The 21,414-nt window shown below is 70.5% G+C and carries 18 protein-coding genes and 1 pseudogene; 10 read left to right on the plus strand and 9 right to left on the minus strand.

Translation table 11 applies throughout. The annotated features are described in order from the left end of the window. Window positions 1-9 precede the first annotated feature (9 nt). Window positions 10-1,593 carry a class I adenylate-forming enzyme family protein gene (locus ACFVQ0_RS28170; RefSeq protein ID WP_390091991.1) on the plus strand — a complete coding sequence of 528 codons (1,584 nt, stop codon included), beginning with the start codon at window positions 10-12 and terminating at the stop codon, window positions 1,591-1,593. Between the two features lie 519 nt (window positions 1,594-2,112). Here ACFVQ0_RS28170 and ACFVQ0_RS28175 read toward each other — a convergent pair. From ACFVQ0_RS28175 to ACFVQ0_RS28185, 3 genes are all read right to left on the minus strand, one after another. After that, the gene (locus tag ACFVQ0_RS28175) at window positions 2,113-2,625 is read right to left on the minus strand and encodes an alcohol dehydrogenase catalytic domain-containing protein (RefSeq protein ID WP_390091992.1); all 513 of its coding nucleotides are present in this window, start codon (window positions 2,623-2,625) and stop codon (window positions 2,113-2,115) included. A 167-nt stretch (window positions 2,626-2,792) separates the two neighbouring features. Beyond that, window positions 2,793-2,948 carry a hypothetical protein gene (locus tag ACFVQ0_RS28180; RefSeq protein WP_390091993.1) on the minus strand — a complete coding sequence of 52 codons (156 nt, stop codon included), beginning with the start codon at window positions 2,946-2,948 and terminating at the stop codon, window positions 2,793-2,795. Between the two features lie 46 nt (window positions 2,949-2,994). Beyond that, window positions 2,995-4,041 carry an NAD(P)-dependent alcohol dehydrogenase gene (locus ACFVQ0_RS28185; RefSeq protein ID WP_390091994.1) on the minus strand — a complete coding sequence of 349 codons (1,047 nt, stop codon included), beginning with the start codon at window positions 4,039-4,041 and terminating at the stop codon, window positions 2,995-2,997. 149 nt (window positions 4,042-4,190) lie between these two features. Between ACFVQ0_RS28185 and ACFVQ0_RS28190 the strand changes: the two genes are divergently transcribed. After that, complete coding sequence (locus tag ACFVQ0_RS28190) at window positions 4,191-5,051, plus strand: helix-turn-helix transcriptional regulator (RefSeq protein ID WP_390091995.1); 861 nt, start codon at window positions 4,191-4,193, stop codon at window positions 5,049-5,051. 92 nt (window positions 5,052-5,143) lie between these two features. Here the strand turns inward: ACFVQ0_RS28190 and ACFVQ0_RS28195 are convergent, their stop codons facing one another. The 4 genes from ACFVQ0_RS28195 to ACFVQ0_RS28210 form a co-directional block, all read right to left on the minus strand. After that, window positions 5,144-6,013 carry a carbohydrate ABC transporter permease gene (locus ACFVQ0_RS28195; RefSeq protein ID WP_390091996.1) on the minus strand — a complete coding sequence of 290 codons (870 nt, stop codon included), beginning with the start codon at window positions 6,011-6,013 and terminating at the stop codon, window positions 5,144-5,146. Beyond that, window positions 6,006-6,995, minus strand: a complete 990-nt coding sequence (locus tag ACFVQ0_RS28200; RefSeq protein WP_024490181.1) for a carbohydrate ABC transporter permease — start codon at window positions 6,993-6,995, stop codon at window positions 6,006-6,008. Before ACFVQ0_RS28200 ends, ACFVQ0_RS28195 begins: the two co-directional genes overlap by 8 nt. Beyond that, window positions 6,995-8,293 (minus strand): ABC transporter substrate-binding protein, encoded by a 1,299-nt coding sequence (locus ACFVQ0_RS28205; protein WP_390091997.1) that lies wholly within the window; start codon window positions 8,291-8,293, stop codon window positions 6,995-6,997. The genes ACFVQ0_RS28200 and ACFVQ0_RS28205 overlap by 1 nt, the downstream gene beginning before the upstream one ends. A gap of 417 nt (window positions 8,294-8,710) precedes the next feature. Beyond that, entirely contained in the window at window positions 8,711-9,394 is a 684-nt protein-coding gene (locus tag ACFVQ0_RS28210) for an alpha/beta fold hydrolase (RefSeq protein ID WP_390091998.1), read from the minus strand. Between the two features lie 516 nt (window positions 9,395-9,910). On the opposite strand from ACFVQ0_RS28210, the gene ACFVQ0_RS28215 reads away from it, so the two are divergent. The 4 genes from ACFVQ0_RS28215 to ACFVQ0_RS28230 all read left to right on the plus strand — a co-directional run bounded on the left by ACFVQ0_RS28215 (window position 9,911) and on the right by ACFVQ0_RS28230 (window position 15,082). Further along, window positions 9,911-12,955 (plus strand): tetratricopeptide repeat protein, encoded by a 3,045-nt coding sequence (locus ACFVQ0_RS28215; protein ID WP_390091999.1) that lies wholly within the window; start codon window positions 9,911-9,913, stop codon window positions 12,953-12,955. A gap of 119 nt (window positions 12,956-13,074) precedes the next feature. Further along, window positions 13,075-13,266 carry a hypothetical protein gene (locus tag ACFVQ0_RS28220; protein ID WP_390092000.1) on the plus strand — a complete coding sequence of 64 codons (192 nt, stop codon included), beginning with the start codon at window positions 13,075-13,077 and terminating at the stop codon, window positions 13,264-13,266. 109 nt (window positions 13,267-13,375) lie between these two features. Beyond that, the gene (locus ACFVQ0_RS28225; protein ID WP_390092001.1) at window positions 13,376-14,143 is read left to right on the plus strand and encodes a proline hydroxylase; all 768 of its coding nucleotides are present in this window, start codon (window positions 13,376-13,378) and stop codon (window positions 14,141-14,143) included. A 99-nt stretch (window positions 14,144-14,242) separates the two neighbouring features. Beyond that, complete coding sequence (locus ACFVQ0_RS28230; protein WP_390092002.1) at window positions 14,243-15,082, plus strand: PhzF family phenazine biosynthesis protein; 840 nt, start codon at window positions 14,243-14,245, stop codon at window positions 15,080-15,082. Window positions 15,083-15,117: 35 nt separating this feature from the next. Here ACFVQ0_RS28230 and ACFVQ0_RS28235 read toward each other — a convergent pair whose 3' ends face one another. Together ACFVQ0_RS28235 and ACFVQ0_RS28240 are read right to left on the minus strand one after the other, a co-directional pair. After that, the gene (locus tag ACFVQ0_RS28235; protein ID WP_390092051.1) at window positions 15,118-15,585 is read right to left on the minus strand and encodes a RidA family protein; all 468 of its coding nucleotides are present in this window, start codon (window positions 15,583-15,585) and stop codon (window positions 15,118-15,120) included. A gap of 261 nt (window positions 15,586-15,846) precedes the next feature. Next, window positions 15,847-16,008, minus strand: a pseudogene (locus ACFVQ0_RS28240) (DUF3696 domain-containing protein); the annotation flags it as partial. Window positions 16,009-16,119: 111 nt separating this feature from the next. Between ACFVQ0_RS28240 and ACFVQ0_RS28245 the strand changes: the two are divergent. Genes ACFVQ0_RS28245 through ACFVQ0_RS28260 form a run of 4 tightly spaced genes read left to right on the plus strand, consistent with a single transcriptional unit; the run spans window position 16,120 to window position 21,409 of the window. Next, window positions 16,120-17,487, plus strand: a complete 1,368-nt coding sequence (locus tag ACFVQ0_RS28245; protein ID WP_390092003.1) for an MFS transporter — start codon at window positions 16,120-16,122, stop codon at window positions 17,485-17,487. Between the two features lie 48 nt (window positions 17,488-17,535). After that, entirely contained in the window at window positions 17,536-18,840 is a 1,305-nt protein-coding gene (locus tag ACFVQ0_RS28250; RefSeq protein WP_390092004.1) for a hydantoinase/oxoprolinase family protein, read from the plus strand. Further along, window positions 18,837-19,898 (plus strand): DUF917 domain-containing protein, encoded by a 1,062-nt coding sequence (locus tag ACFVQ0_RS28255; protein ID WP_390092005.1) that lies wholly within the window; start codon window positions 18,837-18,839, stop codon window positions 19,896-19,898. Before ACFVQ0_RS28250 ends, ACFVQ0_RS28255 begins: the two co-directional genes overlap by 4 nt. Beyond that, on the plus strand, window positions 19,895-21,409 hold the full coding sequence (locus tag ACFVQ0_RS28260; protein WP_390092006.1) for a PucR family transcriptional regulator: 1,515 nt from the start codon (window positions 19,895-19,897) through the stop codon (window positions 21,407-21,409). Before ACFVQ0_RS28255 ends, ACFVQ0_RS28260 begins: the two co-directional genes overlap by 4 nt. Window positions 21,410-21,414: the final 5 nt, after the last annotated feature.

Below are 21,414 nucleotides of genomic sequence, written 5' to 3' on the forward strand. Positions count from 1 at the left end.
GGAGATCGAATGATTCCGCCCGAGAATTGGTGGCGCGCAAGTCAAGGATACGCCTCGGAGATCCTTACTCTGCTTGCGGATGCGCCTGACCGGGATGTCCTCTATTGGCGTGGCGAAACCTTCTCGCGTGGTGACTTGGTCCGTTCCGTGACCGAAGTGTTCTTGGCACTGCGTAAGCGCGGGGTGGGCAAGGGCGACGTTGTAGCGGTTCTTGTCGCATCCAACAGTCCTGAGATGCTCATCGTGCGGTACGCGGTGAATCTCCTCGGCGGCGCCGTGTGCTATCTGCGCACGACCAATCCCGGCACCGGCAGCACGGTCCTTCCTGTGAATCACCAGATCCAGATGCTCCAGGAAACCGAAGCCGTCACCGTCTACGCCGACGCCGAAGGTGCGGAGCGCGCGACAGAGCTCGCGGAGCGTACCGGGATACCGGTAACGCGGCTTCACCACATGGGCCGCACGGAAGCCGTCCTTGCCGACGTTGACGATGTTCCGGAATCCGCGGCATGGGACCCGGGCGCGCTGGCCGTCATCAACTTCACGAGTGGCAGCACCGGACGGCCCAAGGGCATCCGATTGTCCGGCCGTGCGTGGGAAGCCACGATGCGCGCATGGATAGACATCGCTCGTCAACACGACTGTGCCTCGATCCTGCTGTCGACCCCGCTGAGTCACACCGTCGGCGCGCTGGCAGACGCGGTCTTCGCCCTGGGCGGCACGATCCATCTCCAGGAGAGCTTCGACGCCGAGAAGTTCGTGGAAACGGTCTCCGCGGAGAAGGAGATCTCGTGGTCGTTCATGGCGACGGCCCACGTCTTCCAATTCGTCGACCATCTGCTTGAGCGGGGAATCCGTGACCCTGATGGAGTGGCAGCCGCAGGTCTGTCCGGGCTAAAAACCATTGCCTATGGCGGTAGCCCCGCCGCACCCGCCAGAATTGCCCAGGCCTTTGAGCTCCTCGGCCCGGTTCTGTCGCAGGGATATGGGACGAGTGAGTCCGGGCACATCGCGAACCTGGCACACATGGATCACGGCGACCCGAAGCTTGCGGGCACCGTCGGGCGGCCCTTCCCCGGGGTGGAAATCATGGTCTGCAACGCGGACTCGGGTGTGCAGCTGGCGGCAGGTGAGATCGGTGAGGTCCGCGCTCGCTCGGCCCAGATGATGGACGGCTACAACAAACTTCCGGAGTTGACCGCACAGGTCCTCCGGGACGGCTGGTATGTCACAGGAGATATCGGATACATCGACGAGAGAGGATATCTGACCCTCTTGGGGCGGGTGGCCGACGTCATCAAGGTGGGTGGCGTCAAGGTTCACCCCATCGTGCTGGAGGCGGAGATTCTTGCGCACCCGGGTGTCCGGCATGCCGCCGTATACGGCGTGCCGGACGAGGATGGCGGTGAGCATGTCCACGCGGCCATGGAATGCGACCCGGGTGCGGTGGTCGACGTGGAGGAGATCCGCGCGGGAATTGCTGAGTCGCTGTCTCCGATTCATGTGCCCGAGAAGATGCACGTGTTGGACGTGCTGCCGATGAACAGCAACGGAAAGCCCGATAAGGTGCTTCTGCGATCCAAGTACGTTTAAGGTGTTCAGCGTCCACCAGCGTCTCGCGCATGACCGGGCCCGCGCCGAGCCCTTCCTGCCACACGGCGAAGGCCGCGAACAGGCCGGCCATCAAGCCGGTCGCGAGGGCACTCAGTATCAGGGTGATCTGCTGGAGGCGCCGTCCCCACGGCATGTCGCCGATGCGTAGGCCGAGGTGGAAGGCCGGTCCTTCCGCAGGCACCCGGAAGATCTCCTCAGCGCTCAACAACTGCGTATAGAAGCCGAGCAGAACATCGCGATGGGCAGTCAGGATCACCGGCTGAATGGCGGACATGGCACTCCTGTCGGGAACGGTCGTGTCGCCGGACAGACCGTTCGAGGACGGGGAACTCATCGACGTCTCAGCCCTGCCGATCCCGAGCGGCGGGCAAGCGCCTCACATTGCCTGAACCCTGGCTGCACGGGTTGCACATGCCCACACAGCGGGGCGAAGTCCGGGCCGGGGTATTCCGAGCGGGATGGGCAGCTTCGGAATGCCCCGGCCCGTACGCTCGCCGACTATCTGATCTTGATGATCACCTTGCCGGACGGGCCGGCCGTTGCGTAGTACCCGTACGCCGCCGCGGCCTGTTCGAACGGGAACGTCCGGTCGAGGACTGGTCGGAGCCGATGCGCGGTGATGACGTCGTTCATCGCGATGAACTGCGCGCGGCTGCCGACGGCCAGTTCGGTCAGCATTCCGTCGAGCGAGCCACCCAGTTGCGGCAGGTAAGACGGTTCCAGCGGGCCGTCCAGCCACCGCGGGAACAGTGCGGCGGTGACGCGGTCGCCCGGGCGCACCCGCCGGACGTCCGGCCCGACGGCGACGACCTCACCGGCACCGTCCGAGACAGGTATGACGTCCGGTTCGACAGGCAGTACGTACTGTCCACGCAGCACCAGAAGTTCGCGGAAGCTGAGCGAGGCGGCATGGACCGCGACCTCCCCCGCCCCGGGGGCGCGGGGCGTGTGCGTACGCAGTGACAGGCCATCGATACCGCCGCCGGTGGTGAGGTGGTGGCTGCGCACCATCGACGGGCGCGCGGCCGTCGACGCGCATCCTCGACGGACAGTCCGCTCACGCGGCTCGTCGGGGGTGTTGCGAGGACGCCGTCCTGGGACCACCCTGTGCGCTGGGTCAAAAGAAACGGGCCCGTGGCCTTCGGCAATCATGTGCCGCAGGCCACGGGCCCGTCGCTTCACGATGTTTCGCGAGAGTTGTGACCGGTCAGGTCAGAAGAGGCCGAGCCGGGCGGACTGCCGTCGTTGCAGGCGCCTTCGATCTGCTCCGCGGTCTTCACGTCGCGGCTCTTGAAGCGGTCCGCCGACAGGACCTCGGCTGTGGTGTCGGCCAAGGCGGCGGCGATGAACCGGATGATGCGTCCGGCCGGGGGACGGACGTCAGATGGTGGCGGTGTCGATCACGAAGCGGTAGCGCACGTCGCTGGCGAGCACCCGCTCGTACGCCTCGTTGATCTGGTCGGCGCGGATCAGTTCGATCTCGGCGCCGAGGGAGTGCTCCGCGCAGAAGTCGAGCATCTCCTGCGTCTCACGGATGCCGCCGATGCCGGAGCCCGCAAGGGTCTTCCGGCCGCCGATGACGGAGAACAGGTTCAGCGAGACCGGCTCCTCCGGTGCGCCCACGTTGACCATCGCGCCGTCCGTCTTGAGGAGCGCGAGGTATGTGTCCAGCGGCAGCGGCGCGGAGACCGTGGAGATGATCAGGTCGAACGAGCCCTTGAGCTGCTCGAACGTCTTCGGGTCGCTGGTCGCGAAGTAGTGGTCCGCGCCCAGCTTCAGCCCGTCGGCCTCCTTGCGCAGCGTCTGGCTGAGCACGGTCACCTCGGCGCCGAGCGCGTGGGCGATCTTGACGCCCATGTGACCGAGACCACCCAGGCCGACGATGGCGACCTTCTTGCCGGGACCGGCGTTCCAGTGGGCGAGCGGGGAGTACGTGGTGATGCCGGCGCAGAGCAGCGGAGCGGCCTCGTCGAGGGCGATGCCCTCGGGTATGCGCAGGGTGTAGTTCTCGTCGACCACCACGTGGGTGGAGTACCCGCCGTAGGTGGGCTCGCCGTCCTTGCCGATGGCGTTGTACGTGCCTACGTTGCCCGCGGAGCAGTACTGCTCAAGGCCGGCCTCGCAGTTCTCGCACTCGCGGCACGAGTCGACCATGCAGCCGACGCCGACCCGGTCGCCGACGGCGAACTTCGTGACTCCGGGACCGACCTCGGCGACCACGCCGGCGATCTCGTGGCCGGGAACCATCGGGAAGATGCCTTCGCCCCAGCCGTTACGGGCCTGGTGGATGTCCGAGTGGCAGATCCCTGCGTACTTGATGTCGATCAGGACGTCGTGCTCGCCGACCGGGCGGCGCGGCACGGTCGTGCGCTCCAGCGGGGCCTTGGGGGTGGGGGCGGCGTATGCGGCGACGGTGGTGACAGTCATCCGGGAATGATCTCCTCAAAGGTGGGGTGGTTCTTCAACTGTGCCTCATGCCCCGACAAACGCCCAGGTCCCCGCTGTGCCTACGTCTGCTGTGCGTACTACTGGCAGGGTCACGGTGGGTACCATGCCGTACCCGGATACTGGAATACATGGACCAGCGCGCCGAACTCAGCGAATTCCTCCGCCTCCGGCGGGCCCGGCTCAAGCCGGAGGACGTGGGTCTGCCCAATGTGGGACGGACCCGGCGAGTACCGGGGCTGCGGCGCGAGGAGCTGGCCCAGCTCGCCGGCGTGTCCGTGGCCTACTACACACGTCTGGAACAGGGGAACAGCGGGAACGTCTCCGGTGAGGTGCTGGACGCGATCGCCCGTGCACTGCGGCTGTCGGACACCGAGCACGCACACCTCACGCATCTGGCGAACCCGAAGGCGAAGAAGAAGCGCGCCGCCGCCCGCCCGCAGCGGCTGCGGGCGGAGCTCCAGTACCTGATCGATGCCATGGACGGAGTGCCCGCGTACGTGCTGGGGCGGCGGATGGAGATCCTGGCGTCGAACCGGATGGCGCGGGCGTTGCTCGGCGACGAGACGACGCTGCCGCCCGAGGAGCGGAACATGGCGCGGATCGTCTTCCTCGACCCGAACTCGCGAGATCTGTACGTGGACTGGGAGTGCAAGGCCGTCGAGTTGGTGAGCGCCCTGCGGCTGTGCGCGGGCTGTTGGCCCGACGATCCGCTGCTCTCGGCTCTGGTGGGGGAGCTCTCGGTGAAGAGCGAGGAGTTCCGGACCCTGTGGGCCGCGCACACGGTCCAGGAGAAGGGGTACGGCACCAAGCGGCTGCACCATCCACTGGTGGGCGACCTCACCCTGTCCTACGAGACGCTCAAGCTGCCCGCCGACCAGGACATGTCCCTGATCACCTTCCACGCCGCGCCCGGCTCGGCCTCCGAGGAGTCGATGAGGCTGCTCGGCAGCTGGGGCCTCGACACCGACACCCGGACCGCACACCACTGACCGGGTGTCGGTGTCGAGGCCCCGCCCGTTGCCGCACAGTGGGAGGTCTCCAGCCGACCCTCCGTACGGACGGACGTGTCGGTCAGGCGTGCTCAGCCCTTCATGCCGGAGAAGGCGATGCCCTGGATGAACTGGCGCTGCATCGCGACGAACACGACGATCACCGGGAGAGTCGCCAGGAGGGAGCCGGCCATCAGTACCGGGTACTCGGTCAGGTGGGCGCCCTGGAGCGAGGCCAGGCCGGCCGACAACGGCATTTTGGCCGGGTCGGTGTTCACGATCAGCGGCCACATCAGGTCGTTCCAGGACCACAGGAACGTGAGGATGCCCAGCGCCAGGAGCCCGGGGCGGGCCAGCGGCAGGGCGATGCGCCAGAAGACGGTGAACGGATTGGCGCCGTCCAGGCGGGCCGCCTCCTCCAGCTCCTCCGGCAGCCCCATGAAGAACTGGCGCAGCAGGAAGGTGCCGAAGGCGGAGAACATGCCGGGCACCACGAGGGCCTGCATGGAGTCCAACCAGCCGAGGTTCTGCATGATCTGGTACTGCGGGAGCAGGAAGAGCTGTCCGGGCACCATCAGCACGGCGAGGAAGGCCAGGAAGATCGCCCCGCGCCCGGGGAAGCGGATCCGGGCGAAGGCGTAGGCCGCCATCGAGCAGAGCAGCAGCTGGGCCGCGGTGCGCAGCAGCGCCATCACGACGGTGTTGATGAACTGCCGGCCGAAGGGGATGCCGTCGAAGACCTTGCTGTAGTTCGACCAGTCCCAGTGCGCGGGCAGGATCGTCGGCGGCACCTGCACGGACTCACCGAAGCTCTTGAAGGAGGTGAGCAGCTCCCACACCAGGGGGAACACGGTGATGACCGCGCCGAGGGTGAGTAGGACGTGGGCGGGCCACATCCTGCCTTCGCGGCTCGCCCGCCGCGCCGGCTTACGCGCAGCGTCACGCACAGTCGCCTCACGCATAGTGGACCCACCTCTTCTGCAACCGGAACTGGACGGTGGTCAGCGCCATGATCAGGACGAACAGCACGCAGACGATGGCCGCGCCGTAGCCGCGCTGGTTGTCGAAGAACGCCTTCTGGAAGAAGAGCATCACGACGGTCTGGCCCTCGCCGTAGGCGGGGTTCTGGAGCGAGTTCGTCGTGTTGGCACCGATGATCAGGTACACGAGGTCGAAGACCTGCAGGGACTGGATGATCGAGAGCACGGTGGTGAAGAACAGGGTGGGACTCAGCAGCGGCAGGGTGACCGAGAAGAACTGCCGCACCCGTCCCGCGCCGTCGAGTGCCGCCGCCTCGTAGTAGTCGCCGGGGATGCTCTGGAGGCCGGCGAGCAGCAGGATCATGTTGTAGCCGACGGTCATCCACACGCCGACGACCGCTACCGCGAAGCGGATGGTGTGCGGATCGGACACCCAGTAGGTGCCGTCGATGCCGATCGAGGACAGCGCGTGGTTGAGGATGCCGACGTCGCCGTTGTAGAGCCAGCGCCAGACCACCGCGACGGCGGCTGGCATCGTGACCACCGGCAGGAAGTAGAGCGTGCGGTACACGCCGGTGCCGCGCAGGCCCTTGATGTTGAGCAGCACGGCGAGCGCCATCGACAGCGGAATGCCGAGCAGGACCAGCCCGGTGTAGATGCCCGTGTTGCCCAGCGAGTGCCAGAACTCCGGGTCGCCCACCAGCGTGCGGTAGTTGGACAGGCCGATCCAGGTGGTCCCGCCGAAGGCGCCCCACTCGGTGAAGCTGTAATAGAGCGTCTGCACCACCGGCCACAGGTAGAAGACCGCGAGGCCGAGGCCGGCCGGGGCGATCAGGGCGTAGCCCCACCACTTGTCCCGGTTCCTGAAGCGGCGCTCGCGCCGGCGCAGCTCCCGCTGGTCCAGGACGTCCGGCCCGGAGCGCTGCGCCGGTACGGCGGACCGCGTACGCACATCGAGGCTCATCAGGACCGGCCCTTCCTCTCCTGGGCGAGCAGCTGGTTCATCGCATCGGTCAGGGAGTCGGTGGCGCCCTTGAGGGTCGCGTCGCCGCTCCACGCCTTGGCGAGCCACATCTGTTCCTTGTGCTGCCAGGCGGCACTGTTGGCGGAGCCGGGGAAGGGCACCGCGTAGTCGAGCGCGTCCAGGTGCACCTGGAGGTCGAAGCGGGGCATTCCGGCCGCCCAGGGCTTCGCGGTGCCGTTGCGGGCAGGGATGGCGGTGCCGTACTTGCCCTGGAGGAGTGAGGCCTGCTCCCCGCCGAGGAACCGTACGAACTCACGGGCCAGCTCGGGCCGCGGGGTCCGGGCGTAGACGACGTTGGCCAGGCCGTGCAGGACGGTGGCACGGCGGCGGCCCTTGGGCATCGGCGCGACATCCACCTTGGCCCGCAGCTCGGGGTCGGCGTAGAACGTGGCCGCGTTGTACGACGCCTCGTAGGTCATGGCCAGCGTTCCCGACTGGAACATCTGGGTGGGGTCCGTGTCGGTCATCTGCTGCAGGGACGGGGCGGCGCGGTAGCGGTGGATCAGGTCGATCCACAGCTGCAGCCCCTCCCGCGTGCGGTCGTCGGAGTAGCCGGAGTGCTCCTTGTCCTGGGAGATGACCCAGCCGCCGGCCTGGGGTATCGAGTTGTAGTAGTTCTCCTGTGCGCGGACCGGGGCCCCGACGCCGTATATCCCGCGCTTGCGGTCGGTGAGCCGCTGGGCGGTGGCGATCAGGTCCTGCCAGGTCCAGGAGGCGTCCGGGTAGTCGGCCTTTGCCCGGTCGAAGATCTCCTTGTTGAACCACAGCGCGACCGTGTCGAAGTCCTTGGGGGCGCCGTACTGGGTGCCCTTCCAGCGGTAGAGGGAAACCAGGTCGGCCGGGAAGTCGGCGGGGCGCAGCACGGCGTCGGACCCCTCGGTCTCCAGCGGGAGGAGCTGCCCGGCATCGGCGTAGAGGCCGAAGTTGGGCCCGTTCATCCAGAAGACGTCCGGTGCGGCGCCGCCGGTGCAGGCCGTGCGCAGTTTGGTCCAGTACGTCCCGTTGGGGGTGAGCTGCACATCGACGGTGACGCCCGGCCGTGTGCGCTCGAACTCCCGCGCCGCCCGGTTCATGGCCGGTACCTGGTAGACGTCCCAGACGCCGTAGGTGAGATGGCCACGCCGGGAGCCGTCGCCAGAGGAGGGCGAGGGCGAAGAGGAGGAACTGCAGCCGGACGCGAGCGGGGCCGCCGCGAGCGTCGTGGCGGCAGCCGCCGTGAGGAGGGAACGTCTGCGCACGCGGAGCCTTCCTGGGGTGGGGGTCGCAGCCTCACCGCGCGGGAGAAGCCATGGGAACCGACAGGGTCCGTTCCGTGGGGGACGCTGCCCTAAAACCGGAACGCCAAGACGTTATTTGCTCAAAGTTGTTGGGTCAATGGTGTTTTGAATCATCTTTACGCACGTCTCGATCCTCTGTGAGCACTTTTCGCGGCATCGGAGCAGCGGCAGAGGCATCCGCGGAGGGTGGCGGCACACCGTTCGTCCGCGTGGATCCGTACGATCCCGACGCCGGCCGCACCCGCCGGCCCCGCCTCGGGCGGAGCTGAGCGGGTGGGAGGCCGTGGCCGGGCGCAGCGGCCAGGCGCGTGGCGACGGGATGCCGAGGACGTAGGCGCGGGCGAGGAGGGCGGGCCCGGTCGCGGCGCCGAGGCGCCGTTAGTAGCTGGCAGCCTTTGCCAGTACTTGGGCGAGTTCGCGGGGGCGGGTGGTCATCGGCCAGTGGCCCGAGTCGAGGTCCACGTACTCAAGGTGAGCAACGCGGGCGAGCTCAGGGCTCTCACCGGCGGCGATCCACTCCTCGGCCTGGGCGGGGGTGAACTCGGGACAGACAACTACAACGGGGACGTCGAAGCGGCGCTCGTCGGTCAGGCGGACGACTCCCCTGGCGACCGCCTCGGGGACAGGAACGGCGGCGGACGCGAAGCGGTCCCGGGCCTGCTGGTCCAGGTCAGCGGCGTCCGCGCCCTCGAAAGTACTCCAACCCGGAAAGGGCATGGCGCCGCCCTTGATCGCGAAGTGGTCGGCGTAGGCCCGCCCATCGGCGGCGGGGAAGCCGCCGATCAAGGCGACCTTGGCCACCTTCTCCGGCCGTGCGTCGCCAGCCATCCAGGCCAGGGTCGATGCTGCGGAGTGCCCTACAACCAGAGGCTTTCCGGGCGCCGCATCAACCGCGGCAAGCACTGCTGCGAGCTGGTCATCCAGCGTCGCGGAGTCGGCGCCGTCACCCTGGCCCGGGAGGGTGAGCGGCACGGGGCGGTGGCCGAGCGTGATGAGTTCGGGCACGACGTCGTCCCACGCGGATCCGTCGAGCCACAAGCCGGCGATGAGCAGGATGTCCACGGTGGTTCTCCCGGAGAGTGGTGAGATCTGGTTGCCGGCACGCTAGCGGGAGGCTCTGACACCGGGCTCCGGTCAGACTGCGATCTTTGAAGAGTGCGGCTGGGCGTGCGTGTCCGGATTCACGGTACGGGCGCAACACGCCGTGCGCTGGCGGGCCACCCGCGCCCGCCCCGCCGCCTGCCGCGCTTCAAGTGCCCCGAACAACGAGCCCATCCGGCACCGCCTCGCGGATCCCGCTCGTCGTTCAGCTCGCACACGGCTCCTTCGCCCACCGCCGGTGTCCCATGAGCGTGGTTTCGTCGGCGGTGTGTTCGGCCTTGGAAGAGCAGACGCGCGGCGGCCGGAGCCGGGGCCGGTCAAAAAATGAAGAGCCGCCGACGGCACCAGTGACGGAGGGCCGCCCCGTCTCGTTGTGGCCCGACCAGTCGCCCCTCGTGCATCATTGAGGCGACAACCAATCCATCTGTGACCGAACTTGCTCTGTTTCAGCATCCTCTCTGACTGCGGAGGTTCGCGATGGTGTCCACGCGCGTCGACCTCGTTCTGGTGCACGGGCTGTTCTCCTCCGCCAAGGTGTGGCAGGCGTTCGAGGCGCTCATCGCGGACGACCCGGAACTCGCCGGCTGGGTGAGCGTCCACACCTTCCAGTACGACTCCCCGTTGATTCGGCTGCGGCCCGACCGCCGGGTCGCCGAGACCGACGACGTCGCCGACCAGTTGGGGACGTTCCTGGAGAACGGGCTCCCTGACGCCGAACGGATCGTCCTGGTCACGCACAGCCAGGGCGGGTTGGTCGTGCAGCGGTTCCTGGCCCGGAAGCTGTGGCACGGGGAGGGACGGGAGCTCACCCGGATCAAGCACTTCACCATGTTCGCCTGCCCCAACACCGGGTCCGGGTTCTTCCTCACCGTCCGCAAGGCCCTGCCGCTGTGGCGCAACCCGCAGGAACGTCAACTGCGCCCCTTCGACCGCGCGGTGACCGAGGCGCAGCGGACCGTGCTCAGTTCGGTGGTGCATGCCCGCGAGTACTCGGACCAGGAGTGCCCGATCCCGGTGCTGGCCTACGGGGGCACCGCGGACGACGTCGTACCGCCGGTCGTGGCCCGTGGAGTCTTCCCCAAGGGCGGGGTGGTCACCGCCGACCACTTCAGCATCGTCCAGCCCGCCGACCGGAGCGCCGCCGCCTACCAGTCTGTGCGGCGCGCCCTGATCAAGGTGGCCGAGGAAGCCCGGCGGGAACCGGGGGAGCAGGTGGCGCGGGCGGCGGCGGACGAGCCCGGTCAGGACGGCGCCGCCACCCCAGAGGCTGCCCCCCGCTCCACCGGCGGACCCGGCCGGTCGCCCGCTCCGGGCGCCGGGTCCGTCCCGGAGCCCCGGCAGCAGGACGTGCCGGGGCCCCGCCCCGGCTCCGCCGTTCCCGCGACACCACTGCTCCCGGACTCCGTGGCCTTTCCCCCGCCGCCGTTCGGGCAGCTCGCCGACGGACAGCTGAAGGGCAGGGACCGGCTGGCCCTGGTCGCGCATCTGCTGTCCGAGGAGGCACGGCAGCACGTCCATGTGGTGGCCGGGCTCGGCGGTTCCGGAAAGAGCCGGATCGCACTGGAAGCGGCGGACCGGGCCCGGCGGGCCGGGTACCGGGTCTGGTGGGTGTCGCCGCCCGAACTCAACCTGCGCATGCGGATGATCGCCCGCGATCTCGGCGCCCCGTCGATCACCGTGGAGCGGGCCTGGCTCGTCGGAACGGCCATGGACCTCGTCTGGACCCTGCTCGACGACTGCCCCGATCCGTGGCTGCTGATCTTCGACAACGCCGACGACCCGGAACGGCTCGGCCCGCCCGACGGACCGGTGTCCCGGGGAACCGGCTGGCTGCGCACACCGAAGAACGCCAACGGGACGGTGCTCGTCACCAGCCGGGTGCGCAGCCGGAACGCCTGGGGTACCGCCGGCCGCATTCACCAGGTCCTGCCGCTCGATGAGGTAGACGGTGCCTCCATGCTGCTCGAACGGACAGGGGGCCTCGGCGGGACCAACGAGGACGCCCGTCGGCTCTCCCGGCAGCTCGGCGGACTCCCGCTCGCCCTCCGCCAGGCGGCCGACGTGATCAAGGCCGTCCACGAGAGCCGGATCCGGCTCGACAGCGACATCAGGGACTTCGATACCTTCCGCCGCGTCGTGGAGCCCGGGGCCTGCGCCGCCCCCGGCCAGGACGGGCCGCACCTCGGCGAACTCCTGGGCCGGGAGATCGTGGAGAAAGTCTGCGGCATCGGCATGGACCTCCTCACCCAGCACGACCTTCCGCAGGCGGCGACGCTGCTGAAGGTGTTCGCCTGCCTGAGCATCGCCCCGATCCCGTACCGCCATCTGCTCTCCGGACCCGCTCTCGCGGAGTCCCCTCTCTTTACCGGCGCGGCCGGGACGCTCAGCCCCGCCCTGAAAGGACTCGAAGAACTCGGCCTCGTGGACCCCTATGAACACGAGGACGTACCCGACCTTGATCTCGCCGGCCTGCTCACCCTGCACCCCGTCGTGCACGGTGTCCTGCGCGAGGACAAGGAGGTCCGTGAACGGCCTGGCGACTACTACGGTCTGGCCCTGCGTATGGTGCTCGCGGCCACGCACGCGCGGAACCCGGACCACCCCGCCAACTGGCCGCTGTGGGCCGCCCTTTCCCCGCACGCCCTTGAGGTGGCGCGGACCTGTCTGCTGGGCGACCTCAAGTTGAACGACCGCACTGTGCGCACCGACGCCCTCGAACTCGCCCGGCTGACCGCCCGCTACCTCATCGCCGCGGGGCTGCTCAGCCCCGCGTACGCGCTGGTGCTCCCGCTGATCGAGTGCTGCGACTCGTACGGCTTCGACTGCGACGACCGCGAGATCCTGGGCCTGCGCCACGAACATGGCCGCATACACCTCGACCGGGAGCAGCTCGGCGAGGCGGAGGAGGTCCTTGCCCTGGTCGTGGCGGCGCGTACCGCGATCCTCGGCGAGAACCACGCGGACACCCTTGCCAGCCGGCACAAGCTGGCCCGTGCCATCAACGAGCAGGCGGGACGCGAGGGCGAGGCGGAGGTCCTGCTGCGCTCCATTGTCGAGGCGGAGAACCAGGTCCGCGGACCCGAGCACTATGACACCCTCGTGGTGCGCCACACCCTGGCCCGGACGATGCTGTCCCTCGGCACCCACCGCGAGGCTGAGGCCGAGGCCCGGGAGATCCTCGCCATCAGCCGCCGCGACCACTGGCCGCCGGCCACGCCCGAGACTCTCCGGGTCCGGGAGACCCTGACGCACGCGCTGCTCGCACAGGACCGCGCCGTAGAGGCCGAGGAGGTCATCGTCGGCGCCTTGGACGACGCCTCTCAGCCGCAGGACTCCAACCTCGTAATGCGGCTGCGCTACACGTACGTTCTGGTCCTCCTGGGTATGCGCGGGCGTACCCCCGAGGCGGTGAACACGCTACGGGCCCTGGTGCACGACCTCGACCGGGTGGTGACCTCGGACCATCCCTTGTCGCTGCAGGCCAGGGCACTGCTCGACCGGCTGCGGGAGATGCCGACCTGAAACCTCCGCGCCCCGGTGGATGTCGGGAATCCCCACCGGCCCGGGCGGGCTTGCGCGTAGCCTGACGTTGCTTCACGCTGTGTGACGCGTCCCTTGCCGAAACGTTCGGAGGTCAGCTCATGACTTCTCACCCCGCCGACTCCTATGACGACGAGTCCCTGACGTGGGGTGCACCGGGGAGCGACCTGGAGGAGATGCAGGCCGAGTTCGGCCGACAGGTCGCGATGGAAGCTCTGGAAACCGGACGTCAGGCACTCGAACTCGACGCGAAGACCGCGTTCCGCACCACCAGTGGAGCTCATCCAGGATAGGCGCAGTCGTTTTCCGTTGCTTTCCAGAACGCCGGGGGGCCGACCAGTGACCACAGGGAACTTCACGCAGGACCCGCCGTCCGCGGCTTTGCATGATCCGTTCTTCCGCGTGGCCGGCGCGTCCGCGTTCACCCGCGAACTGCTCACCGATCTCGCCGCCGGCCGGTACGCGGCCGTACGCGTGCCCGGGTTCCTGTCCGGCGAGCGGTGCACGGAGGTGCTCACCTCCCTGGAGGAACAGGCCTTCGACTCGTACGGCAACGCCCGCGTCCAGCCGCGGGTGATGCGGTTCGGCGTCGGCATCAGCGATCACATGGTGGACGGCAGCGTCGCCGACAGCTACTGGACGGAGCTGGAACGTCATCACGAGGTCTGGCAGGGCCTCGGCCTCTCCTTCGACCCTTTTGCGCTCTGCCGGGAGGGGCTCGGCGCCCACTGGCCAGGTGGTGTGGAGGTCGGCCGGAGGGGAGGGCGCGAGCTGGGAGCCGGGGTGGCCAGGGAGCCGAACCAGGGCTTCCGGGTGCACTTCGACGACTCGCTGCGCGAGTACGAGCACGACCTCCTCGACACGCCCCTGATCGGCCAGTTCGCCTTCAACCTCTATCTCAGCGTGCCCCCTTCGGGCGGTGAGACGGTCCTGTGGCGGCACCGCTGGCAGCCGGAGGACGAGGCCTACCGGCTGCCCGCCTCCTACGGCTACGACGAGGAGGCCGTGCGGGACGCCGAGTCACTGGAGATCACCCCGAGGGTCGGCGAGGCCCTGCTCATCGACCCCCGCTACTTCCACGCGGTACGCCCGAGCCGGGGCGCACGCAGAATCGCACTGGGATTCGCGGTGGGCGTCGCGGTGACCGGGCAGCTGCTCACCTGGGCCTGAATCGCCCCTTCGGCGGGCCATTTGCATGTGACATGCCATCACTTCATCTACTCTGCCTCAGTTTTGACGCTCGCTCGGCGAAGCCGATACGTTCGCTCGATGGACATCCTGCGTTACGTGGCCTTCAGCGCCGACCCGCTCGGCGGGAACCCGGCGGGCGTGGTGCTGGACGCCGCAGGCATCGACGAGGCGACCATGGCCGCCACCGCGGCGGAGGTCGGCTACTCGGAGACGGCGTTCGCCGCCCCGCGCGTCGATGGGACGCTCGACATCCGCTACTTCAGCCCGCGGACCGAGGTCCCGTTCTGCGGTCACGCCACCATCGCCACTGCCGTCGCGCACGCGCACCGGCACGGAGTCGGCGAGCTGCTCCTGCACACCAAGGCCGGGCCGGTCCCGGTATCCACCTCGGCCCGCCCGGACGGCTCGATCGTCGCCACCTTGGTCAGCGTCGCACCGCGCACCGAGGAGATCGACGACGCGGACCTGGTCGAACTCCTGGCAGCCCTGCGCTGGTCCGAGGCCGACCTCGATCCGGCCCTGCCGCCCCGGGCGGCCTACGCCGGCGCCTGGCACCCCGTGATCGCTGCCGCCACTCGCGCCCGGCTCCGCGGTCTCGCCTACGACATGGCGGCGCTGGGTCTCCTGATGGCGCGCCGCGACTGGGCCACGGTCGCGCTCGTCCACCGCGAATCGGACACCGTCTTCCACGCCCGCAATCCCTTCCCGCCCGGCGGAGTCGTTGAGGACCCCGCGACGGGTGCCGCGGCCGCCGCGCTCGGGGGCTATCTGCGGACCCTCGGACTCGTGGACACACCCTCCGTCCTGACGGTGCACCAGGGCGTGGACATGGGCCGCCCGAGCCTCCTCACCGTGGGCGTCCCGGCGGAGGCGTCGAGTGGCATCGAGGTGACGGGCACAGCCGTCCTCATCGGCTGACGGAGCCGGGCGAGCGGGGTGCGCCATCTTTCACGTCATATGACTGCGGCCTCCAGCACGATCTCGATCTCGACGGGCGCGTCCAGCGGCAGCACGGCCATGCCGACGACGCTGCGTGCGTGCCGGCCGGCGTCGCCGAAGACATCGGTCAGCAACTCGCTCGCCCCGTCGACCACCGTCTGCTGCCCCCGGAAGTCAGGAGCGGAGGACACGTATCCGATCAGCTTCACCACCCTCGTCACCGCCTCCAGGGGTACCACCAAGTCCGCCGCCGCCAAGGCCGCCAGCGCGCACTGGCGGCTCAGCTCCTTCGCCGCTTCCGGCGACACTCCCGCGCCGACCTGCCCGGTCGCCGTCAACACGCCGTCAGTCAGCGGGATTTGGCCCGCTATGAAGATCAGAGTTCCACTGCGCACGGCGGGTACGTAGGCCCCCTTCGGGGCGCTCGCCACCGGCAGCGTCAGACCGAGCTCGGTGAGTCGCTCGCGGACGTTCTTACCCATGGGCCCTCCTGGTGGATGGTGACGCCCGATCGTCCCACCGGACCGGCCCCCGGGGGACGGCCGTCTGTACCTCAAGGCCTCGTACGAGCAGAGGAACGATGCAGAGCTCCCGGTCCGGGAGCCCAGTGGGACCAGGAGGCCCGACATCGATGGGTCGACGCGGCCAGGGCGAGAAGCGCCGCCCGTACCCCCATCACGGAAACACGCTTCCGGACTGACAGGCGGGCGGTCGGTCCAACAACTGGTCGAGGTGTTCTCCGACTCGTCGAAGAATCCCTCCGGCCATTCGGACAACAATCCTTCCTCGGTAACCGTCGGCGTCATGATCTTTACTCTGGCTCCGTTGCCCGGAAGAAGTGCACTGCGGTGCGGAGCCGCTGTCCTGCCCCCATCCGGCCGCACCCTGTGCGCCGCGCACCTCATGCTCACGCGGCGGCTGTGCAGCGTGCACCCGTGCGGGAGGCCGTCGGTGTCTATGGTGCCGCCACCCCTGATTCCGGGGGCCTTAGCCTGGTCAGGCCGGAAGGACAGCCGATGAGCACCATGAGAGAAGCGGACCGGGGCGCCATGCCCGGCGGGGTCGCGGCCGCGGTGGGGGCGGGGGACCGCCCCGTCGGCGCGTGGTTCGAGAGCATGCCCTTCGGGCGGGCGCACATCCTTGCGGCCGCCGCCCTTTTCATGGCCTTCGTGATCGAGTCATGGGAACAGCTGGCGCTGGTGTACGTGTCGGGTGACCTCGGCGGCGCCTTCGGGATCGACGAGTCGGCGATCGGCTGGGCCCTCTCCGCCGTGGCGCTCGGCATGATCCCGGGCAGCCTGGTGTGGGGGCCGGTGTCCGACCGGATCGGGCGGCGTTCGGTCTGCCTGTGGTCGCTCGCCGCGTACGGAGTCGTCGCGCTGGCCAGCGCCTTCTCGCCCAACTTCACCGTGCTCATGATCACCCGGTTCGTGTCCGGGCTGGCGCTCGCCGGCATCTACACGGTGACGTTCCCCTATTTCCTGGAACTGCTCCCGTCCCGGCTGCGCGGGCGTGCCGCCGTCTATCTGTCCATCGGCTGGCCCATCGGTGTCCTGCTCGCCGTCGGCGTGACCCAGGCCCTGGGCGGCCTCGGCTGGCACGTCGTCGCCCTCGCCAGCGGGCTCGCCGGGCTGTGGGTGTTCGCCATCAGGGCCTGGGTCCCGGAGTCCCCGTACTGGCTCGCGGAGCAGGGACGGTACAAGGAGGCGGCCGACGTGCTGCGCCGGCTGGGGGCGGATGTGCCCGAGGGCACCGTCTTCGCTTCCGCCCCGACGGAAGCGGCCCGCGCGGGCCGGCCGGTCGATCTGTTCCGTGGACCGCTGCTCCGCGTCAGCGTGCTCATGCTCATCGTCAACTTCGCCTTCAACTGGGGATACTGGGGGCTGCAGACCTGGCTGCCCACCCTGTTGCAGGACAAGGGGCTGAGCATGTCGGCGAGCCTCGGCTTCGTCGCGCTGAGCGCCGTGTTCATGATCCCCGGATACGTCTCGGCGTCCTGGCTCACGGGACGCTACGGCCGCAAGAAGGTCTTCCTGCCGTACGTGGCCCTGGCCGCGGCCTCCGGAGTGGCCTTCGCCTACGCGGACAGCCTCACGGCCATGTACGTGGCCAACTTCGCCCTGTCGTTCTTCTGCCTCGGCGCCTGGGGCGTGTGGAACACCTGGAACGGCGAGTTCTACCCGACCGCGCTGCGGGCCACCGGATACTCGTGGGCGACCGCGGCCCAGCTCGGAGCCACCTCGCTCGCGCCGTCCGTGGTCGGCTTCCTGCTCGCCCGCGCGACCGGGTACTCGTCCACGATCCTGTTCATCATGGCCTTCCTCGCCCTCGCCCTGATCTGCGCCGCTCCGCTGCCGGAGACCGAGGGCAGGGATCTGGAGTAGACGCGGCCCCGGCTCGCCGCCGGCGCGGCCGATGGAGAGGATGGCCGGGTGAGACTCGGAATCGATGTGGGACGGGCGACGACCGCCGCCGTCCTCACCGACGCCACCGGTCTGGTCGTCGGTGAGGCGCTGGCCGACAGCGCACCGACGACGGCGGTGAGCCTGCGCCGGGTACTGGCCGCGCTCGGCCCGCTCCCCGGCACGGTCCGGGCCGTCGCCGTGGTCACCGACCTGGCGCGCCGCCCGCACGTACCCCGCCGGGTCGCGGTGCTGCGGATCTCTCCCGTCTGCCACCCGGCGCTCGGCCCGTTCGTCGGGTGGCCCGGCCCGGCGCGCGCGGCCGTGGCCGGGCCGTTCCGGACTGTGGCCGGTGGCAGCTCCGTGACCGGACGGCCGCTGGCCGCGCTCGACCGCCGGGCCGTCGCCGAATTCGCGCACCGCGCCCGGCTGGCCGGGGTGATGGCCTTCGCCGTCTGCGCGGCGGGCGCCCCGACCACGCCCGGACCCGAACTGGAGGCCGCCGCGATCATCGCCGAGGCCGTCCCGGACGCCGCCCTCAGCCTCTCGTACGAAATCGGCTCCCCGGGCCTGCGCGAGCGGGAGAACGCGACGGTCCTGAACGCGGCGCTGGGCGGCTGGGCCGAGGAGCTCGCCCATGACTCGCAGCGGGCCCTGCACACCGCCGGGATCGACGCCCCGCTGCTGTTCGCCCGGGACAGCGGGGGACTGGTGTCCGCCGGCTACTTCCGTCGGCACCCCGTCATCGCGACCTCGCCCACCACCCCCTGCGCCGCCCGCGGCGCCGCCATCCGCACCGGCGACGAGCAGGCGGTCGTGGTGGACGCGAGCGGCGGCCCCGTGCGCTGTCTGACCCTTGTCGACGGTGAGCCCGCCCGGCACGAGCGGCCCTATCCGGGGCCGCTGGGCGTCCGGGTCCAGCTCGGCGCCCCCGACGTGACCGAGGTGGCGGCGGGGGCCGGCGCCGACGGGATCGACGCGGTCCTCGCGCGGCTGGCCGAACGGGTGCCGGGCGCGCCCGTCATCCACACCGGTGCGCGGGCCGGGGCCGCGGGGCACCCCGACGGCCGGTTCGACGCGGCCCGGCACGCCGCCCGCGCCGACTGCCGCGCCGAGATCGAGCACATCGTCTCCGCGGCCGGCCGCGCGGAGCTGGACCACCTGCTGGCCGCCTCCCGTGACCACGCGCTGTCACAGGCCATCGCCGCCGGCGCCGCGCCCGCCACCGTACGGGTGCGCACCCTCACCCACGCCCCGGTCGCCTACCTGCCCGCCGGAGTGCACCGGGTGACGGTCCAGGCCACCGGCGAACCCTTCACGGACGTGCACGCGTGACGGGCGGACAGGACCGGACGATCGGGCCGGACGAGCTTGAGCAGCTGGCCGTCGGCGCCCGCGTGCTCGCCGCCGGGACCGAGGAATCCGCGTACCAGGTGGCACTCGACTGGGCCGCCGCCGAACTGACCGAGCACGGCCCGGTGCGGCTGCTCGCCGCCGACCGGGTCGACCCCGCGGGCCTGTGCGTCGCCGTCACCCTGGCCGGGGCGTCCGCCGCCCTCGCCGAATCGCTGCCCACCGGCCTTGAACCGGTACGGGCCGTGCGCGCCGTGGAACGCGTCACCGGCCGTACCGCGGAGGCCGTGGCGCCGCTCAACACGGCGGCCGAGAACGCGCTGATCGCCCTCGCCACGGCCGCCCGCTGCGGTCTCCCCCTGGTCGACGGCGACGGGTGCGGACGCGTGCTCCCGCTTCTCGAACAGACCCTGTTCACCCTGGCCGGCGTCAAGGCCGCGCCACTCGCCGTGGCGACGCCCGGCGGCGACGTCATCACCGTCGAGTCGGCCCGCAGCAGTGTGGAGGAAGTGGTGCGTCCCCTGGTCATGGCCGCGGGAGGCTGGGCGGTCGTCGCCGGATACCCGATGGACGGCGCGGCCCTGGCGTCCTCCCTCGTCCCCGGCACGGTCAGCCGGGCGATCGAGGTCGGATCCCTGGAGGGGCCCGCGCGCTACGCGGCGTGGCGCCCACGCCGGCTGTGCCGGGGCCGGATCGCCGCCCTGGAACCGTCCCCGGGGCCCTACGGCCCGCGGGGCGCCGCCGTGCCCGTCCCCCTGCCGTCACGGCCGACCAGCGTCCTGGTGGACGAGGACGCCGGACTGCGGCGGCGGTTCCGTCTGGAGGCCCACAACGAAGTGCTGCTGGTTCTCGCCGACGGCGCGGTCGTCGCGGCCGCGCCCGATCACATCCTGCTCGTCACCGGTACCGACGGCCGCGTCCTCGACGTGGAACGAGCCGTACCCGGGCTCGCCGTCGAGGTGGTCGTGATCGAGGCGGCGGCCGCCTGGCACACACCCGCGGGCCGCGTGCTCGCCGGGGCGATCGGAGCGCTGCCATGAGCCGCCCGCTGACCCTGGTGGAGCTTCTGCGGCACGGCCCGCTGCCGGAGGCCACCGTGCACGGACCCACCGACCTGCCCACGGAGATCCTCTCCGTACGGATCGCGGACCGCGTCGAGTCGCTCGACACGCTGCAGCCCGGCACCGCCGTGGTGCTGGTGGGGCACGTCGCCTCGGCCGCCTGGACCGTGGAGATGGCGCTGCGCAAGGCGTGGGAGCACGCGGCGGCCTGTGTCGTCGTCCCACCGGAACCGGTGCGGGCGGGCTCGGTGGCCGAGCTGGCCAGCCGCCTCGGCGTTCCGCTCCTCGTGGTCGAGGGCGACCCGCTGGACACCGCCGTACTGCTCGCGTCGGCCGTCGCCCGGCCCGAGGCGGGCCGCACCGCTCTGATGGCGCGGGCCGCCCAGCGCATCGCCGGCGCGGGGCACCGGCCCGCCCCCGTGCTCGCCGCTCTGCACGATGTGCTGCCCCGTACCTCGGTGGCGCTCACCGGCCCGTCCGGTGCGGTCCTCGCCGGACGGGCGTCCGCCGCGCACACCGTGGACGCGTCGGTGAGCGTCCGGGTACCGGTGCCGGATCCCGGTGGCGGGCCGCTGGCCACCCTCGTGGCTCGGTCGCAGTCCCGTGCGCCGGACTGGGCCATGACCGTGACGGAGGTCCTCGGGCTGGCCGTCGCTCCGCTGACCGCCTGGGCGGCCGGTGAACGGCTCGTCGTGGAGCGCTCCGAACGTGCGGCCTCTTCACTGCTGCGCGTCCTCCTCGACCGGTACGCGGCCGGGGGAGGAGGCGGGGCAGAGGCAGAGGCCGTTGCGGATCCCGTCCTGAGCTCCGCGGTGGCGCTGGGGTGGGCGACGGACGGCCCCTTCGTCGCCTGCGCGCTGCGGCCCGGACCCGCTCCCTCGGCCGACGCCGGGCCACTGCTCGCGCCCTGGTGGGAGCGTGGCGGGACAGGCGGTCCGCTCGTGACGTACCGGGGTGTCCAGGTCGTCTGGCGCACGCTCACCGGCGAAGGTCCGCCGTCCGACGCGTTCGCGGCCGCCGAACGGCGGCTGGCCGGGGTCGTCGCCGGACCCGCGGGGCCCTGGCAGGTGGCCGCGGCCGTCGCGGGGCCCGTCGACTCGCTCGCCGGGCTGGAGGCCGCCCTCGACGACGCCGTCTCCGCCGTGGCCATCGCCCGGCCGGGAACGGTCGTACGCGCGGACCGTGCGGGCCCTGCTCAGCTGCTCGCCGCGCTGCCGACGGACTCCCTGCGCAGACCCGCCGCGGCGCTGCTGGCCCCGCTGCTCGCCGCCGACCGGGACGGCGTGCTGCTGCGGACCCTGGCCGTCCTGCTGGATGCCGGCGGCGCCCCGTCCCTGGCGGCCGCCCGGCTCGGGGTCCACCGCAACACGGTGACGGCGCGGCTGGAGCGGCTGCGCGCGTTGGGCTGTGATCTGGAGGACCCGGAGCTCCGGCTCCCGCTGCATCTCGCCTGTCAGGTACTGCTGGACGGGGTGGACGGGGGTACGTGACGAAC

This window comes from Streptomyces sp. NPDC057900 (assembly GCF_042887885.1).
In the GTDB taxonomy this organism is placed as follows: domain Bacteria; phylum Actinomycetota; class Actinomycetes; order Streptomycetales; family Streptomycetaceae; genus Streptomyces.

Excerpts from the sequence above, each read along its gene's own strand:
- ACFVQ0_RS28170 (WP_390091991.1), top strand. The coding sequence starts at position 10 with ATGATTCCGCCCGAGAATTGGTGGCGCGCAAGTCAAGGATACGCCTCG.
- ACFVQ0_RS28175 (WP_390091992.1), bottom strand. The coding sequence starts at position 2,625 with ATGGTGCGCAGCCACCACCTCACCACCGGCGGCGGTATCGATGGCCTG.
- ACFVQ0_RS28185 (WP_390091994.1), bottom strand. The coding sequence starts at position 4,041 with ATGACTGTCACCACCGTCGCCGCATACGCCGCCCCCACCCCCAAGGCC.
- ACFVQ0_RS28190 (WP_390091995.1), top strand. The coding sequence starts at position 4,191 with ATGGACCAGCGCGCCGAACTCAGCGAATTCCTCCGCCTCCGGCGGGCC.
- ACFVQ0_RS28195 (WP_390091996.1), bottom strand. The coding sequence starts at position 6,013 with ATGCGTGAGGCGACTGTGCGTGACGCTGCGCGTAAGCCGGCGCGGCGG.
- ACFVQ0_RS28200 (WP_024490181.1), bottom strand. The coding sequence starts at position 6,995 with ATGAGCCTCGATGTGCGTACGCGGTCCGCCGTACCGGCGCAGCGCTCC.
- ACFVQ0_RS28215 (WP_390091999.1), top strand. The coding sequence starts at position 9,911 with ATGGTGTCCACGCGCGTCGACCTCGTTCTGGTGCACGGGCTGTTCTCC.
- ACFVQ0_RS28220 (WP_390092000.1), top strand. The coding sequence starts at position 13,075 with ATGACTTCTCACCCCGCCGACTCCTATGACGACGAGTCCCTGACGTGG.
- ACFVQ0_RS28230 (WP_390092002.1), top strand. The coding sequence starts at position 14,243 with ATGGACATCCTGCGTTACGTGGCCTTCAGCGCCGACCCGCTCGGCGGG.
- ACFVQ0_RS28235 (WP_390092051.1), bottom strand. The coding sequence starts at position 15,585 with ATGGGTAAGAACGTCCGCGAGCGACTCACCGAGCTCGGTCTGACGCTG.
- ACFVQ0_RS28245 (WP_390092003.1), top strand. The coding sequence starts at position 16,120 with ATGAGCACCATGAGAGAAGCGGACCGGGGCGCCATGCCCGGCGGGGTC.
- ACFVQ0_RS28260 (WP_390092006.1), top strand. The coding sequence starts at position 19,895 with ATGAGCCGCCCGCTGACCCTGGTGGAGCTTCTGCGGCACGGCCCGCTG.